The sequence below is a fragment of the Acidiferrimicrobium sp. IK genome (assembly GCF_025499425.1).
In the GTDB taxonomy this organism is placed as follows: Bacteria; Actinomycetota; Acidimicrobiia; order Acidimicrobiales; family Palsa-688; genus Acidiferrimicrobium.
Genome location: NZ_JAIMCB010000004.1, coordinates 116102 through 132317, shown reverse-complemented (window position 1 = coordinate 132317; position 16216 = coordinate 116102). Strand labels below are relative to the sequence as shown.

At 73.2% G+C, this 16216-nt stretch carries 13 protein-coding genes and 1 tRNA gene; 9 read left to right on the top strand and 5 right to left on the bottom strand.

Features of this window, described 5'->3' with window-relative positions; genetic code table 11:
- Positions 1–37: 37 nt before the first annotated feature.
- Together K6U06_RS08245 and K6U06_RS08240 are read left to right on the top strand one after the other, a co-directional pair.
- Positions 38–2074 carry an alpha/beta hydrolase family protein gene (locus tag K6U06_RS08245; RefSeq protein ID WP_262321442.1) on the top strand — a complete coding sequence of 679 codons (2037 nt, stop codon included), beginning with the start codon at positions 38–40 and terminating at the stop codon, positions 2072–2074.
- A 29-nt stretch (positions 2075–2103) separates the two neighbouring features.
- Complete coding sequence (locus K6U06_RS08240; RefSeq protein WP_262321441.1) at positions 2104–2979, top strand: EamA family transporter; 876 nt, start codon at positions 2104–2106, stop codon at positions 2977–2979.
- A gap of 32 nt (positions 2980–3011) precedes the next feature.
- Here the strand turns inward: K6U06_RS08240 and hrpA are convergent, their stop codons facing one another.
- Positions 3012–6905, bottom strand: a complete 3894-nt coding sequence (hrpA, locus tag K6U06_RS08235; protein WP_262321440.1) for an ATP-dependent RNA helicase HrpA — start codon at positions 6903–6905, stop codon at positions 3012–3014.
- A gap of 108 nt (positions 6906–7013) precedes the next feature.
- Here hrpA and K6U06_RS08230 point away from each other — a divergent pair, with 108 nt between their 5' ends.
- The 4 genes from K6U06_RS08230 to K6U06_RS08215 all read left to right on the top strand — a co-directional run bounded on the left by K6U06_RS08230 (position 7014) and on the right by K6U06_RS08215 (position 8647).
- The gene (locus K6U06_RS08230; protein WP_262321439.1) at positions 7014–7514 is read left to right on the top strand and encodes a MarR family winged helix-turn-helix transcriptional regulator; all 501 of its coding nucleotides are present in this window, start codon (positions 7014–7016) and stop codon (positions 7512–7514) included.
- A gap of 144 nt (positions 7515–7658) precedes the next feature.
- The gene (locus K6U06_RS08225) at positions 7659–7949 is read left to right on the top strand and encodes a hypothetical protein (protein WP_262321438.1); all 291 of its coding nucleotides are present in this window, start codon (positions 7659–7661) and stop codon (positions 7947–7949) included.
- 76 nt (positions 7950–8025) lie between these two features.
- Positions 8026–8187 (top strand): hypothetical protein, encoded by a 162-nt coding sequence (locus K6U06_RS08220; RefSeq protein ID WP_262321437.1) that lies wholly within the window; start codon positions 8026–8028, stop codon positions 8185–8187.
- 310 nt (positions 8188–8497) lie between these two features.
- Entirely contained in the window at positions 8498–8647 is a 150-nt protein-coding gene (locus K6U06_RS08215) for a hypothetical protein (protein ID WP_262321436.1), read from the top strand.
- 129 nt (positions 8648–8776) lie between these two features.
- Here K6U06_RS08215 and K6U06_RS08210 read toward each other — a convergent pair whose 3' ends face one another.
- From K6U06_RS08210 to K6U06_RS08195, 4 genes are all read right to left on the bottom strand, one after another.
- A complete protein-coding gene (locus K6U06_RS08210; protein WP_262321435.1) occupies positions 8777–9364 on the bottom strand; it encodes an OmpA family protein in 588 nt (195 codons plus the stop codon).
- A 2-nt stretch (positions 9365–9366) separates the two neighbouring features.
- Positions 9367–10002, bottom strand: coding sequence for a hypothetical protein (locus K6U06_RS08205; RefSeq protein WP_262321434.1), 636 nt, complete (start codon positions 10000–10002; stop codon positions 9367–9369).
- Positions 10003–10505: 503 nt separating this feature from the next.
- Positions 10506–10581: transfer RNA gene (locus K6U06_RS08200), tRNA-Glu, on the bottom strand.
- Between the two features lie 68 nt (positions 10582–10649).
- The gene (locus K6U06_RS08195; protein WP_262321433.1) at positions 10650–11894 is read right to left on the bottom strand and encodes a lactate racemase domain-containing protein; all 1245 of its coding nucleotides are present in this window, start codon (positions 11892–11894) and stop codon (positions 10650–10652) included.
- A gap of 36 nt (positions 11895–11930) precedes the next feature.
- On the opposite strand from K6U06_RS08195, the gene uxaC reads away from it, so the two are divergent.
- The 3 genes from uxaC (at position 11931) to K6U06_RS08180 (ending at position 16216) form a co-directional block, all read left to right on the top strand.
- Positions 11931–13337 (top strand): glucuronate isomerase, encoded by a 1407-nt coding sequence (uxaC, locus tag K6U06_RS08190; RefSeq protein WP_262321432.1) that lies wholly within the window; start codon positions 11931–11933, stop codon positions 13335–13337.
- Positions 13334–14683, top strand: a complete 1350-nt coding sequence (locus tag K6U06_RS08185; protein WP_262321431.1) for a mannitol dehydrogenase family protein — start codon at positions 13334–13336, stop codon at positions 14681–14683. The genes uxaC and K6U06_RS08185 overlap by 4 nt, the downstream gene beginning before the upstream one ends.
- 153 nt (positions 14684–14836) lie before the next feature.
- The gene (locus K6U06_RS08180; protein WP_262321430.1) at positions 14837–16216 is read left to right on the top strand and encodes a hypothetical protein; all 1380 of its coding nucleotides are present in this window, start codon (positions 14837–14839) and stop codon (positions 16214–16216) included.

Below are 16216 nucleotides of genomic sequence, written 5' to 3'. Positions count from 1 at the left end.
CCGGCCGGCGGCGGTTCCGCCCCCTACGGTGGACGCCATGAGCGGGATGAAACCTCACCACATCGCCCGGCTGGCGTCCGCGGGGGCCGTGAGGCTGGCCCCCGACGGACGGCTGGCGGCGTTCACCATCACCTCGGTCGACCAGCGCGCCAACCGCTATCGCAGCCGGGTGTGGGTGGCCGACACCGCGGGCGGCAACCCGTGGCCAGTGTCGGCGGGAACCGAGCGCGACGAGCACCCCGTGTGGTCACCCGACGGACGCCAGCTGGCGTGGGTCACCAAGGTCGCGTCGGGAGATCGAATCGTGTCCACCATGGCGGTCGGGGCTCCGGGATCCGCCGGCCAGCCGGCCCGCTTCGACGACGAAGTCGAGGAGCTGGCCTGGTCACCTGACGGGCGCCGGCTGGCGGTCGTGGTGCGCGACCGCGACCGCGACCAGTACGGACCCGAGGGCGCTCCCCTGCCGCCCGATCGCATGCCGCCCCGGCGGATCACGACTCTCCTCTCCCGCCTCAACGGGGAGGGGTTCGTGTCCGACCGCCCGGCCCACGTGTACCTGGTCGACCTCGAGGTGCCCGGCGAGCCGGTGCTGGTCACCCCCGGGCCGTGGGAGGCGAGGAACGTCGCGTGGTCCCCGCAGGGCACGGCCTTGGCGTGGTCCTCGGGCCGCCACGACGGGTGGGACATGGACCTGTGCCGGGACCTGTGGACCGTGCGGGTAGACGGGCCGATCGGCGTGCCGGAGCGGGTGACGCCGACCGACGCCAGCTACTTCGCGCCGTCGTGGTCGCCCGACGGCACCCGCCTGGCGTTCCTCGTCGTGCCGACCCCGATGAACGAACCCCGCCACGGCCAGGTCGGCGTGCTCGTCGCCGCCGAGGGCGCCTCCAGCCTCCGGGTCCTGTCTTCCGACCTCGACCGCAACGCCGCCCCCCACGAAGGGCCCCGACCGCCGGCGTGGCTCGGCGACGATCTGGTCTTCAGCGCCGAGGATGCCGGCGCGCTGCGCTTGTGGAGCGTCCCGTCCGACGGTTCGGCACCACCGGCGCTGTGGCTCGGCGGCGACCGGCGGATCGTCTCGTGGGATGTGAGCGGCCCGGCGGCGCAGGACGCGATCGTGGCGTTCTCGGCCGGCGACGCGCTCCACCTGCCCGAATTCCACGTCGCGCCGCTGTCGCCGGGGGGCGCCGCCGCCGGCGGCCGACTGACCCCCGGCGCCGAACGCCGGGTGACAGAACTGACGGCGAGCTTGCGGGCGGAGGCGACGCTGGTCGAGCCGGAACGCTTTGTCGCCACCTCCGCTGACGGGACCGAGGTCGAGTGCTGGGCGATGGCTCCTCTCGACGCGGGTCCCGGCCGGCATCCCACCATCCTCAACATCCACGGCGGTCCTTTCACCCAGTACGGCCATGTCCTCTTCGACGAGTTCCAGCTGCAGGCCGCGCACGGCTACGGCGTCGTCTACTGCAACCCGCGGGGAAGCTCCGGTTACTCGGAGGCGTGGGGCCGAGCGGTGCGCTGGCCCGAGGCCGGAGACGACGCGGGGTCTGGGTGGGGCGGCGTGGACGCCGACGACGTCCTCGCGTGCGTCGAGGAGGCGGCCGACCGTTTCGAGTGGGTCGACGCCGACCGCCTCGGCATCCAGGGAGGCTCCTACGGGGGTTACCTGACGTCGTGGATCATCGGCCACGACGACCGGTTCACCGCGGCGGTGTCGGAGCGGGCGGTCAACAACCTCCTGACCATGGAATCGGACTCCGACATCGCCGGGTTCTTCGCCGCCTATGTCGGCCACGACCACCTTCAGCGGCCCGAGCTGTTCGCCCGCCACTCCCCGATCACCCACGTATCGGACATGACGACCCCGGTGCTGATCGTTCACTCCGAGAATGACCTGCGCTGCCCGATGTCCCAGGCGGAGGAGCTTTTCGTGGCGTTGAAGCTGCTCGGGCGCCATCCGGAGCTGGTCCGCTTCCCTGAGGAGACCCACGAGCTGTCGCGCTCTGGCAGCCCGGCACATCGCGTCATGCGAGCTGAGCTGATCCTGGAGTGGTTCGACCGGTACCTGCGCTGACGGGCCCAGAGGGCCGGGGACAAGCCGCGGTGACCGTCCGGGCGGGGCGACGGCGGGTCCGGCCCGAGCTGCTCGTCGCGACCGGAGCGGTCTCGGTGCAGTCCGGCGCGGCGGTGGCCACCCACCTCTTCGCCCGGGTCGGGCCGGCAGGCGCGGTCACGCTGCGGCTGGTCCTCGGCGCGGTGGTCCTCCTCGCCGCGGTCCGTCCGTCGCCGCGCTCCCGGCGCGGCCGCGACCTGGCGGCGGTGGCTCTCTTCGGGGTGGCGCTCGGGGCCATGAACCTGGCGTTTTACGAGTCGATCGCCCGCATACCGCTCGGGGTGGCGGTGACCGTGGAGTTCGTCGGTCCGCTGGCCGTCGCGGTGGCCGGGTCGCGCCGTTTGCGGGACCTGCTGTGGGCCGCGCTGGCCGGGGCCGGCGTGGCGTTGCTGGCGGCCTCCCCCGGCGGCCGCCTCGACCCGGTCGGCATCGTGCTGGCGTTGGTCGCCGGCGGGTGCTGGGCCGGTTACATCCTCCTCAGTCGGGAGGCGGGCCGGCGGATGGAGGGCGTCGACGGGCTGGCGTTGGCGATGGTCGTAGCCGCGGTGATCGTCGCGCCCGGCGGGTTGGTGGCCGGCGGCACCAGGCTGGTGCATCCTTCGACCCTCGGGCTGGGGCTGGCGGTGGCGGTGCTGTCGTCGGTCCTGCCGTACTCGCTGGAGCTGGTGGCGTTGCGGTCGGTGTCGCCCCGAGCGTTCGGCGTGCTGCTCAGCTTGGATCCTGCGGTCGCGGCACTGGCCGGGCTGGTCGTGCTCGGCCAGCATCTGGGCGGTCACGAGGTCGTTGCGGTGGTTCTGGTGATCTCGGCCAACGTCGGGTCGAGCATCGCGTCGGCGCGACGACCGGACGTGGCGCTCGACGCCTGACCCCGCCGACGCCAGCTACGGGCGGACGGGTGTCAGGCCTCGACCATGGCGTCGAGCAGGCGGTTGATGCGCTCCTCGCTGACCGGCCCGGCGGTGCCGAGGACTTGGGCGAAGAGGCTGACGCGCAGCTCCTCGAGCATCCACCGGACCCGGGCCAGGCCGCGCATGACCGCCGGGGACGCGGTCCCCTCGACGACCTGGTCGGCGAGACGCTCGTAGCGGGACTGGACCCGGGCGATGCGGGCCATGTGCTCGGTGTCGCGCCGGACGCCCGCCGGTAACCGCTCGAGGCGCCGGTACGCCGCCTCGAGGTAGCGCATCAGGTCCGCCAGGTGGGCACTCCCGGTCATCGCCACGAACCCGGGGCCGACGAGACGGTCGAGCTGGCGGCGAACGTCGGCCAGCGATGCCGCCAGGTCACCGGTGCGGTCCCGCCGCTCGAGGGCAGCGACCCGCTCCTCGACGCGCTCGGCTGCGGCCAGGACCCCGCCGGCGATGGTGGCCAGCGTGGCGACGCGGTCCTGCAGGCCAGCCCGGGCGTCGCCGGCGAGGACCTCGAAACCGGCCTCGTCGTACGCGGGGCCGCCGTGGCGGGTGAGGATGTCGTCGATGGCGGCGCTCGCGCAGTCGTCGAGCAGCTCCCCGACCGGGGTCTCCCACCGGGCGAGCGCCAGCTTGGTGTCGTTGGTAAGCCGACGCTGGAGATGACCGCTCGGCAGGGGCGCGGCGAGGCGCAGAAGGCGGGCGCTGCCCCGCCACATGCTCTGCGCCTGGGCGGCCGGCGTGTCGAGGACCGCCAAGCCGACCGCGTCGGCTTCGTCGACCAGCGCCGGGTACCCGACCACGCCATCGGCCTCGAGCCGCCGGGGTATCGTCCCGAAACTCCAGGTCACCTCGCCGTGCCGTTCGATTCCCGGCACCGCTGCCGCTACCGCCTCCCGGACCTCGTCTTCGAGCAGCCGGCGCAGCTCCCCGACGTCGTGACCCCGGGCCCGCACCGAACCGGAACCGTCGACCACCTCGAAGGTCATGCGTAGATGGGCGGGGAGCTGGTCGGGGTCCCACATGGAGGCCCGCACCCGCTCACCGGAGCGGCGGGAGAGCTGACGGGCGACGACTTCCAGCAGCGGCCCGTCGGCCGGCCCGCAGCGCCCGAGCACGTCGGCGGCGACCTCGGCGGCGGGGACGAAGTGGCGCCGCAGGGTCTTGGGCAGCGCCCGGACCAGCGCGGTGACCAGCTCCAAGCGCAAGCCGGGCACGTTCCAGTCGAAGCCGTCGGGTCGGAGTCGGTTGAGCGCCACGAGGGGGACCACGACCGCCACCCCGTCGCCGGGGCGGCCCGGGTCGAAGGTGTAGCGGAGCCGCAGGCGCAGGTCGTCTTGGTGCCACTCGTCGGGCCAGTCCCGCAGGTCGACGGGGCCTCCCGAGCGGTCGACCAGGACGCTCAGCGGGACGTCGAGCTGGTCCGGTTGGTCGCGGCTGGCCTTCTTCCACCACCGCAGGAAGCTGCGCCCGCTGACCACGTCCGCAGGGATACGCGAGTCCCACCACGCCAGGCGGGCGTCGTCGCCGGCCAGCAGATCCCGGCGCCGGACCCGCTCCTCGAGGACCTCCACCTCCTCCATCCGGCGGCGGGTGCGTGCGAGGAATTCCGGCGCGGCGGCCCACTCCTCTCGCGCCAGGGCGTGCTCGAGGAATAGCCGGCGGGATTCCACGGGGTCGATCCGGGAGTACCCGGTGCGGCGGCCGGCGACGACGGGCAGCCCGTAGAGGGTGACCCGCTCGTCGGTGACCGCCTCAGCCCGGTCGGGGTCCCACCACGGTTCGGTCCAGCTGCGCTTCACCAGGTGCGATCCGAGCCGCTCCGCCCACACCGGCTCGATGCGGGCGACGGTGCGGGCCCAGGTCCGGTCGGTCTCCACCAGCTCGGCCGCCATGGCCCACGCCGGCTGCTTGCGGGCCAGCACCGACCCGCGGCCGATCTGCCATCGGGTGGAGCGGGCGCCGAGGTAGTCACCCCGCTCGCGGTCGCGCATACCGATGCGCGAGAGGAGACCGGCGAGGACCGCCTGATGGACGTGATCAGGATGGGCCGCCTCGCGGTTGGGACGCACGCCTTGCGAGCGGTGGACCTGGCGGATCTGGCCGGCCAGGTCCTGCCATTCCCTCACCCGCAGCACGTTGAGGAAGTTCACCCGGCACCACCTGCGGAACTGGTTGCCTGACAGGACCGACTGTTGCTCGGCCAGGTGCTCCCAGAGCGAGACCATGCCGAGGAAGTCCGACTCGGGGACCGAGAAGCGGCGGTGGGCCTCCGCGGCCGCCTGCGCCTTGTCGGAAGGCCGTTCCCTCGGGTCTTGGATCGACAGGGCGGCAGCGATGATCGTCACCTCTCGGAGGCAGTCGAGGGCCTCGGCCTCGATGACCATCCGGCCGATGCGGGGGTCGAGGGGCAGCTGGGCCAGGCGCCGCCCGATCGGGCTCAGCCGCCGGCTCTGCGCCGGCAGCGGCTGCCTCGCGTCGAGCGGGGCGAACGCCCCAAGCTCGTCTAGCAGCGCCATCCCGTCGGCCACGCTGCGCCGGTCCGGCGCTTCGACGAAGGGGAACGCGGCGATGTCACCGAGGCCGATGGCGGTCATCTGCAAGATGACCGACGCCAGGTTGGTCCGCAAGATCTCCGGGTCGGTGAACTGCGGGCGCTCCGCGAAGTCCTCCTCGCTGTAGAGGCGAATGCACACTCCCGGCGCCACCCGCCCGCAGCGCCCCGAGCGCTGGTTGGCCGACGCCTGCGATACCGGCTCGATCGGCAGGCGCTGCACCTTGGTCCGGTGGTTGTAGCGCGAGATCCGAGCTGTGCCGGTATCCACCACGAACCGGACGCCGGGCACCGTGAGCGACGTCTCCGCCACGTTGGTGGCCAGCACCACTCGCCGGCCCCGGTGGGCCTTGAACACCTTGTGCTGCTCGGCGGCCGACAGCCTGGCGTAGAGCGGCAGGATCTCGATCTCGTCGCGGCTGCGCCCGGCTGTGGACTCTCGCAGGGCGTCGGCTGCGTCGCGGATGTCGCGCTCGCCGGCCAGGAACACCAGCACGTCGCCGGGTCCCTCCCCGGCCAGTTCGTCCACCGCGTCGCAGATCGCCTGCGACTGGTCACGGCCCCGGTCGGATTCGTCGTCGACGACTGGGCGGTAGCGGACCTCGACGGGGTAGGTGCGACCGCTGACCTCGACGACGGGGGCGTCGAAGTGGGCCGCGAAGCGGGCGGTGTCGATGGTGGCGGAGGTCACCACGACCTTCAGGTCGGGGCGTTGCGGCAGCAGCTGGGTGAGATAGCCGAGAAGGAAATCGATGTTGAGGGAGCGCTCGTGGGCCTCGTCGACGATGATCGTGTCGTAGGCGAGCAGCAGCCGGTCCCGCTGGATTTCGGCCAGGAGGATGCCGTCGGTCATGACCTTGATCAGGGTCGCGTCCGCGACCCGGTCGTCGAAGCGGACCGCATACCCGACAGGTCCGCCGAGGGTGACGTCGAGCTCGTCGGCCAGCCGCTCCGCGACGGTGCGGGCCGCGATGCGTCGCGGCTGGGTGTGTCCGATCATTCCTCTCACCCCGCGGCCGAGCTCGAGGCACATCTTCGGCAGCTGCGTCGTCTTGCCCGATCCGGTCTCGCCGGCGACGACCACGACCTGATGGTCCCGCAGCGCGGCGAGGATGTCGTCGCGCCGGCCGCTCACCGGGAGGTCCTCCGGGTAGGTGACGTCGGGCACCGCGGCGACGCGGGCGGCCATCCTGGCCTCGGCGGCGGCCACCGCGGCCTCCACGGATTCGAGGTCGCCGGCGTTGCGGGCGCGCGCCAGCCGGCGCGCCAGGCGGTGCCGGTCGCGGTCGGTCAGGCCGCCAAGGCGGACACGGAGGTGGTCTGCGGTCACGTTCACAGGCGGCGTCCAGTATCCCCGGAGGGGCGTGACTCGCGCGCCCGCAAAACCTGACAGCCATGAAGCTTCAACTAATCGGGTGCGGGGGTTACAGTGCCGTGGATGGCCGAACCGCGGTGGCTCGACGACGACGAGCAGCAGGCGTGGACGTCGCTGCTGGCGGCCACGACCCTGCTCGATGTAGCCCTCGACCGGCAGCTGCAGCACGACTCGGGCCTGTCCCATGCGGCCTACGGCATCCTGGCCCAGCTCTCCGAGGCCCAGGACCGGACGCTTCACATGCACCAGCTGGCGTTGGCGACCAACAGCTCGCAAAGTCGCCTGTCGCATGCGGCGGCCAGGCTGGAGGGGCTCGGGCTGATCAGCCGCTCCCCCTGCCCGCAGAGCCGCCGCGCCGTGCACGCCACCCTGACCGAGGCCGGCGTGGCGCTGGTGGAGCGGGCCGCTCCCGGTCACGTCGCGCTGGTCCGGCGGCTGGTGTTCGACCGCCTGGACCGTGACCAGGTCGGGCAGTTGGCGGCCATCGCGGGGGCGGTTGTCGATGCCCTGGCGGAGGACGGCCTCGAGATCGCCCTGGGTCGGCGCAGCGCCCACCCGGCCTGACGGCCACCTGGCCTGACCTCCACTGCCCAACGTCCGGTGCCCAACGTCGGGCGACCTCAGTCGCCTCGTACTCGCGACCTCAGGTCCCGCGCCCGGCGGCCGAAGGGTTGGGGCACCGACGACCCGAAAGGCAGGACCGGCGACATGGCGATGGACGGGCGCGGCGAGGCCACCGACGGCGGGGCCACCAACGGCGGAACGAGGAAGGGCGGCTCAGACCGCGAGGGCTGCGCCGCGGTGAGCGACCAGGCCGCAGCTGAGTGGTCCGTCGAGTTGCACTGGGCGGCACCGGATGTTGCCGAGCTTGCGCTCTTGCGCGCCGCAGGCATCGGACACGGGACCGACGCCGATCGCGCTGCTCGGCGGCTGCCGGAGATCGGGCAGCGCCGCGTGGTGAGCGTGCTGCCGGGCTGGCCGCCCAGCTCTCTGCCCTGAGCACCGGCGGCCGGCAGCGGCCCCTCGTCGCGTGCCGGTGGGCCGCAGAGGACCCGCCCGGACAAAGATGGCGGCGATGACCCCCGACCGTGTCCAGCCCGCCACCGGGCTGCTCCGACGAGGCCGCCGCCTCGAGTACGCCACTCTCGGCTGGAACGTCGTTGGGGTCGTCGTCGTTGCCGTCGCTGCCGTCCGGGCCGGCTCCATTGCGCTCGGGGCTTCGGGATCGACAGCCTGATCGAGATCGGCGCTTCCACCGTCGTGTTGTGGGAGCTCGCCGACGCCCACCGCGCCCGCCAGCGCCGGACCCTCAGGATGATCGGCGTTCCTCGCTCTCGCGCTGTACCTGGCTGTCCAGAGCTCGCTGCTGCTCGCCGCGGGCGATCACCCCGGGGTCAGCTACCTGGGGATCGGGTGGAGCGGCCTCACCGCGGTCGCCATGTCGGCGCTGGCCCGGGGCAAGGCCGCGACCGGCCGGGCGCTGGGCAACTCGTTGCTGCAGACCGAGGGCAAGGTCACCGCGCTCGGACGCAGTCCTGGCCGTCGCGGTGCTCACTGGGCTGGTCCTCAACGCCGCGGCCGGCTGGTGGTGGGCGGACCCCGCCGCCGCCTACGTGCTCGTGTACTACGGCGCACGCGAGGCCCGGCACGCGCTCCGCCAGCGAGCTCGCTCCCGGGGCTGGCCGTTGCCGGCCTGAGAGCCGGTGAGGACGTTCGCGTCCGCGAGCCGCAGTACGCCCATGAGTGCGCTTCGCGCTCCTCGCCGAGCCGGCTGGCGCCGTCAACCAGTTCGTGCCGGCGGGCGCCAAAGCTGATACACCCCGCTGCTATGCGGGGACCGTTACCGTCACCCGCCGGTTCTGGGCCCGGCCCGTCGGGTTGTCGCTGCCGTCGGGGTTGGTGTTGGGCGCCACCGGGTCGGCCTCGCCCATCCCGACCACGTCGTAGGAGAGATCCGGCCGGCTGACTTGCTGAGCGAGGAACTGCTCGACCGCGGCGGCCCGCTTCTGAGACAGCTGCTGGTTGTAGCTGGGATCGCCGATGGAGTCGGTGTAGCCGGTGACCACCACCTGACCGGCGGGGGCGGCCTGCACGGCAGTGACGACCTGGGTGAGGAGAGCCTCGGCTTGGGGACTGAGCGCCGCGGAGTCGAAGGCGAACAGGACGTCGCTGAACACCGTGACCGTGTGCGGCGCGCTCGTCTTCGGCGTTTCGTCCACGATCCGGGGCTGGTAGGCCACGATTCGGGGCTGGTAGGTGACGATTCGGGGCTGGTAGGTGACGATTCGGGGCTGATAGCCGACGACCCCCGGCGGCCGGCTCAGGCCCGTTTGCGGGAGGGCCGCGGCCCCCGCGAACACGGTCACCGCCAGCACCAGGGCCGCCCCGAGGAGCCGCCCACGCCCGTGCTCCACATTCATCCGCTAATGGGGACGTTGGGGATCGACCCATCCCCCGTCACCAGGGTGGCGCTCTTGGTGGACGAGGGAGGAGCGGCCACGACCGCGGCGAAAAACTGGCGGCCGCCGGCGCTCAGCGACACATTGTCGGCGCTGCCCAAGCAGTCGGTGAGCGTTCCGGACGCGCTGGTGTTGCAGAAGGTTTCGTAGTTCTTGAGGCTCGATGTGTCGAGGAGCCCTACGTTGTCGACGACGTTATTGACCCGGGCTGAGATAGGTGCGTTGGGATTGGCGGAGTTGAGGTCCAAGCCGTCGCCGAGACTGGTCTCGTCCGAAACGGAGACCGCGTGGTCGGTCGTGTTGTTAAGGGCGAACACGACGGTGACCGCCGACCCGCTGCGCTGCGCTTGCCACGCCTCCAGGTTCACCCCAGACGCGATGGTTCCGGTGGTGCCCAGCGGCCGGTCGGGAAGGCTGGCCTGTACCGTCTCGCCGTCCATCAGCGCCAGGCTGACCTGGCGGCCAGCCGCGGTCCCGGTCGTGGTGGGTGTTTGCTGGCGTCCCGCCTTGGGATGTCCGCCACCGCCACCGCATGCCGTCAGCGCCATCGCCGCGCATGCCAGCCCGGTGGCGATCCCCAACCATTGCTTCATCGCCAACGTTTCCTTCCTGGTGGACCGAAACCTGCACGCTGGTTACGAGACGTCCCCGCAATCTAATAACTCGCCACGCCACCGAGGTGGTCCTTGCCCCCGCTCGACCGTCTGACCCAATAGACACGGGCGAGCCTGGGGATTGAATCCTCGAAGAGCAGGTGCTTCGGGGTCGCCGAAGTCAACAGCAAGATCCACCCGGCCGGTTCTAGGTGCTCCCCAAACGGTGGATCGCCCAACGAGCCTGGTCCTGGCTCGTGAACAACTGTCGACTACAAATCGACTACGAACGCAATCCCCCTCGCCGGACGCTTCATATGGGGCGCCCGCACCGGGCTCCTCCTCCTCCGCCGACTCATCGCCCACACGTACGCCTGACACGCAGCCGAAACAACCGCGACAGCCCCGGGACAAGGGTGCGATCAAGGCGCATCAGGTGGAGGCGATGGGAACCGAACCCACATGGCACCGCTGGCGATACGGCCTCTGATCTGCGGTGTTCCTGGTAGCCCCAACGGGATTCGAACCCGTGTTCCCACCTTGAGAGGGTGATGTCCTAGGCCACTAGACGATGGGGCCGTGTAGCAGCCCGACGACATTACTGGATCGCCGCCGCGGCGTGCACGCAGGCGCCGGCCCGCTGCCGGTCAGCCGTCGCCTTGCAGGCGGTAGAGGGTCTCGCCGGCGTCGGGCACCACCAGCGTTGCGGGGTCGGCCGCCCACTCGTCGGGGTCGATGGAGTCGGGGTCCACATAGACCAGGCCGAGGGCCTCGGTCTCCTCCCGGCTGATGCCGGTGGCCAAGGCGACGGTGGTCCGGCAGCGCTCGCCTGCCACCGGATCCCAGGTCCCGCTGCCGCGCACGTGGGTGGAATGGGCCAGCACCCCCCACGGCAGGTCGCGGAAGCGGTCCCACTGGCCGGTGATGTAGTCCCGGCAGTGATAGCCGACCCGGGCGATGTCGGCTCCGTGGGTCTCGCTGACCCGCCGCACGTGGGGGGCGTAGAGGACCACGGTCCCGCCGTCGGCGAGGACCGGGTCGACCTTGTACACCCCTTTGGCCGCGGTCCATAACTCGTCGTAGCGCTCGGCGACCAGCGACAGGACCCGGGGGAACGGGGCCGCCACCCGCTCGATGTGGGTCCGGGCGGCTATCGCCGCGGCGTCGGCCCAGGCCACCTCCGGGTCGCCGACGCTCAGCGCGTGCAGCCCGTCTCCGCCCGCCTCGGTGACCGCGCAGATAGCGATGCGCCGGCCGGGGACCAGCGCCGCAGCCCGGTCGATCAGAGCCCGCACCGGCGTGGTGCCGGGCCGGCCGATGATCGCGCTGCTCGTGAGCAGAGCGCCGAGCCAGTGGGAGACGTCGATCATCTCGGGACCGGACACGCCGGGGAACAGGTACTTGTTGCCGCCCGAGAAGCCGACCACCTCGTGGGGCAGCACCGGCCCGAGCAGCACCACGACGTCCGCCTCGGCCACCCGCCGGTTGACTCGCACCGCCACCGCCGTGTCCAGGCGGCCCTCCGACACGGCGCGCACCTCGCGGGCGGGAAGCTCACCCAGCTCGACGAGGGCGGCGGGGTCCCACCACTCGTGGTTGTGCACGCTGACCCCGGCCGGTTGCGGGCCCACCAGGCGGCCCAACGCGTCCTCGGGCATGGCCGGGTGGGTGCCCAGGGCCACCACGACGCTGACCTCCGCCGGCCTCCCGCCCAGCCCGTGGTACAAGGCGGTCAGGAGAAGGGGCAGCGGGCAGTGGCGGGTGGCGTCGGGGACGACCACGCAAACCCGGGCACCGTCGAGCGCCTCTTTCTCCATCGTGGTTTTGAGGTGGTCGATGATCTCGTCCGCGCTCAGCAACGACCCCGAATCCCCGACCGTCCATGCCTGCACGCCACGATCGTACGGTCGCTGCTCCACAATGGAGCCGTGGCGACCCTGGAACTTCACCCCGATCGACTCCTTCCCGCAGAACCGGCGGTTCGCTCCGTCGCTCGCCGGCTGTACGCGGAGGTCGCTGCGCTGCCCGTCGTGAGCCCCCACGGCCACGTCGACCCGGTGCTGCTCGCCGAGGACCGGCCCTACCCGGACCCCGCAGCGCTGTTCATCTCCGGGGATCACTACGTGACCCGGTTGCTGCACGCGGCCGGCGCCGACTTGGCGGTGCTCGGCGTCGGGCAAAGCGGACCGGCCCCTGATCCCCGCGCCGCGTGGAGGATCTTCTGCGAGGGCTGGCACCTGTTGGCCGGGACCGCGACCAGGGCGTGGCTGGAGGCGGAGCTAGTCGAGCTGTTCGACGTCCACGAGCGGCCGGAGGCGGCCAACGCCGACCGCCTCTACGACCACATCGCCGGGCAGCTCGACGACGCCGCTCACCGGCCCCGGGCCCTCTATCACCGCATGGGCATCGAGGTGCTGGCCACCACCGACGACCCGGCGTCGGACCTGGCGGCCCACGCCGCGCTCGAGGCCGACCCGACGTGGACCGGGCGGATCGTGCCGACGTGGCGGCCCGACCGCTACGTCCGGGTGCGCCGCCGCGGCTGGACCGACGCTTTGGCGGAGCTTGGGACCGCGGCCGACGTCGACACCTCCACCTACGACGGGTACCTCGACGCGCTGCGCCGCCGCCGGGACCACTTCCGGGCGAAGGGGGCCACGGCCAGCGATCACGGGCACCTCGACCCGGGCAGCGCCCGCCTGGCCCCCGAGGACGCCGCCGCCATCTTCAAGCGGGCCTGCGCTGGCGACGCCAGCGAAGGCGACGCCACCGCCTTCCGTCGGCACATGGTCGGCGAGATGGCCCGCATGGCCCGCGACGACGGGCTGGTCATGGCGCTGCACACTGGCGTGGCCCGCGACCATCACCCGCCGAGCGCGGCCCGTTTCGGGCCCGACACCGGCCACGACATTCCCGTCGCCAACGAGTTCACCCGGCACCTCCAGCCGCTGCTCTCCGACGTCGGCGACGACGCTCGCTTCCGGCTGGTGCTCTTCACCGTCGACGAGTCGACGTTCTCGAGGGAGCTGGCGCCTCTCGCCGGGTTTTACCCGAGCGTGTATCTCGGCGCCCCGTGGTGGTTCCTGGACGCGCCCGACGCGCTGGCCCGGTTCCGGGCGGCGGTCACCGAGACCGCCGGCTTCTCCCGCAGCGCCGGCTTCGTCGACGACACCCGCGCGCTGTGCTCGGTGCGGGCCCGCCACGACGTCGCCCGGCGGGTCGACTGCGGTTACCTGGCCCGGCTGGTCGCCGAGCACCGGTTGGCCGAGGACGAGGCGGCCCGCATCGCGACGGACCTGGCCGGTGAGGCCGGCCGGCGGGTGTTCCGCCTTTGAGCGAGCCCCTCCGCCGCCGCGGGGAGGCGCCCCCCACTCGCATCGCCCACCTCGGCCTCGGGGCGTTCCACCGAGCTCACCAGGCGCCGTGGACCGCCGAGGTGTCCGACTGGGGCATCGCGGCGTTCACCGGCCGGCGCCCGGACCTGGCCCGGGCCCTGACCGCCCAGGGCGGCGTGTACTGCCTTCTGGTGCGCTCCGGCGACGGCGACCGGGTGGAGGTCATCGGCTCGATCTCCGAGGCGGTGGCTGCGGAGGAGGTGGGGAAATGGGTCGCGGTGGTCGCCGACGACGCCACCGCAGTGCTCACCTTGACCGTGACCGAGGCCGCCTACTGCCGCGACCAGTCCGGCAACCTGGACTGGTCTCGACCGGATGTGGCCGCTGACCTGGAGGCGCTTCGGGGCGGGCCCCGAAGCGGGGCGGCGCTGCTTACGGTGCCGGGTCGCCTGGTCGCTGGTCTCGACGCCCGCCGCCGGGCCGGTGGCGGCGGCTTGGCGGTGGTGCCCTGCGACAACCTCGACAACAACGGGGCGGCCACCCGGCGCGTCGTCGCCGACCTGGCCGGCGCGCTCGACGCCGATCTGGCGGGGTGGATCGCGGCGGAGGTGTCGTTCGTGTCGACGGTGGTGGATCGCATCACACCGGCCACCACCGACGAGGTGCGCGCCACCGTCGCCCGTCTCAGCGGTTTCGACGATCTGGCCCCGGTGGTCACCGAGCCGTGGCGGGAATGGATCCTGGCCGGCGCCTTCCCCGCCGGGCGCCCGCCGTGGGAGGACGCCGGTGCTCGTGTCGTCGAAGACGTCGGGGCGTGGGCGCAGCGCAAGCTGCGTCTGCTGAACGGCGGTCACTCGCTCCTCGCGTACTTCGGGTCGGCGCAGGGGCACTTCACGGTGGCCGACGCCGCCGCCGACGACGTCTGCCTGCGGTGGCTGCAGGCGTGGTGGGATGAGGCTGCGGTCACCCTCGACCGGGCGGTGCTGCCCGCCGCGCCCTACTGCGACGCCCTCCTGGCCCGCTTCGCCAACCGCCGCATCGCCCACCAGTTGGCGCAGATCGGGTTGGACGGGACCGAGAAGCTGGCGGTGCGGGTCGTGCCGGTGCTGCTCGAGCGGCGCCGGCGGGGCCTGGAGTCGCCGGCCGCGGCCCTCATACTCGGGTCGTGGCTGCACTGGCTGCGATCCCCGTCCGGCACCGACGACCCGTCGGCGCCGCTCGCTCAGGGCCCCCTGCGGCAGGCGGCGCGCGCGGTGGTGGGGCGCCTCGACGCGTCGCTCGGAGACGACCGCGACCTGGTGGAGGCGGTGGCGGCGGCCGCCGGCGGGCTGCCCGAGGGTCGCTGAGAGCCACGCCATCCGCGTCGCGGCCAGCCATATATCCTGAGCGCACCGTTCTCTCCGTATGGTCCCGGTTCGGCCCGGGCTCGGCCGGTGCGGGGCGAGATCGGGTTGGGGTTGGGCTGGGTTGGGTTTCGGGTCGGTTCGACGAGGAGAGCCATGGCGTACGAGAGCGTCCCCGCCGGGGTCGAGGCCGGCACCGGCGAAGAGAGCGCCCTGCTGCAGCTGACCTGCGTGGCTGCCGGTTCGGGCGCCCGGGCTGTCGTCACCGTCCCCGGCGACGCCCCGGCCCGCGAAGTGGCCTCGTCCCTCGGGGCCGCGGTCGGCGTTGCCGTCGTGGGAGACGTCCTGCTGGCGGACGGGACGCCGATCCCGCCTGACAGGAGCCTGGAGGCGGCCGGGATCGCGGTCGGCGCGACGGTGATCGTCGCCGGCATCGACGACGACGCGCCGGCGTCGCGAGGCGGTGTGCTCCGCTCGCAGCTGGCACCCGGCCTGCCCGCCGGGCGCCCCGGGCGGGCGGCGACGGGCGCCCGCCGCCTGCCGCCGGCAGCGGTCGCCGCGGTGGTGGGGGCAGCCGCCATCGGTTTCGGGGGCGGCGCCCTGGTATTCGACTCGGGCAGCTCCCCGGCTTCGCCCGGTCCCGACCCCGTCGCGCTTCGCGCCGCGAGCGCCTGGGTGTCCGCGGCCGGCTTCACGGGACGGCTCGCGGCGGGCGTGCGCACGTCGCTCGACCGCAGCGGTGCGCTGCCGGCAGGGACCGCGGTCAGGCCTGTCGGCTGGTGGAGCGCCGGCGACCGCCGGACGGTGGTCCTGGTAGTGACCGGGCCGGGCCTCGGCCCCTTCAGCCTGACCGCGGTGACCGTGCACGGGGCTCTGGCCTTCCCGCCCACCGCCGGCGGCCTCCCACCCGCCGGAGGCCTCGCCGTGCCGGCCCTTCCCGCTCGCCTCCAACCCGCGCCCGATGGCGGCTCGGCCACGCCGGCAGTCGAGGCCTGGGCGACGCAGCTGTTAGGGCCGCGGGGGACGCTCACCGGGCTGACCCAGCTTGGGACCACCGCAGCGCCGCAGGTCCTCGGGCAGGCCACGACCTCCAAAGGGTTCCGTGTCGAGCGGGTCGCCGTCCGGCTGCGCTCGGACGCCCCAGGAACGGCCGAGGCCGCCCGCCTGGCCGCCTCGGCCGCCGCGGCGACCAAGGCCAAGGCCGCGCTGGCGGGCGCGCAGAGCCAGGCCCAGGCGGCCCAAGCGGCGGTCGGGGCGGCCACCGCGAAGCTGAACGCCGACCAAGCCCTGGCGGCGGCGAACCCGCCGACGCCGCCGTCGGCCGCCGCGGCGGCGGCCCTCCCCGCCGACACCGCCGCCGTCGCGAACGCCCAGACCGCCTCGGCCGGTGCCGCGGCGGCGCTGCGAGCCGCCCAGCAGGCGGCCGCGGCCCCGGTGTCGGTCGAGGCGACCCCGGCCACCGCGGTCGCCACCTACGACCTGCTGCTCGCCGGCGGCGGGGTCGCCGGCTGGGCGCCGGCGGGATCGGAGGACTGA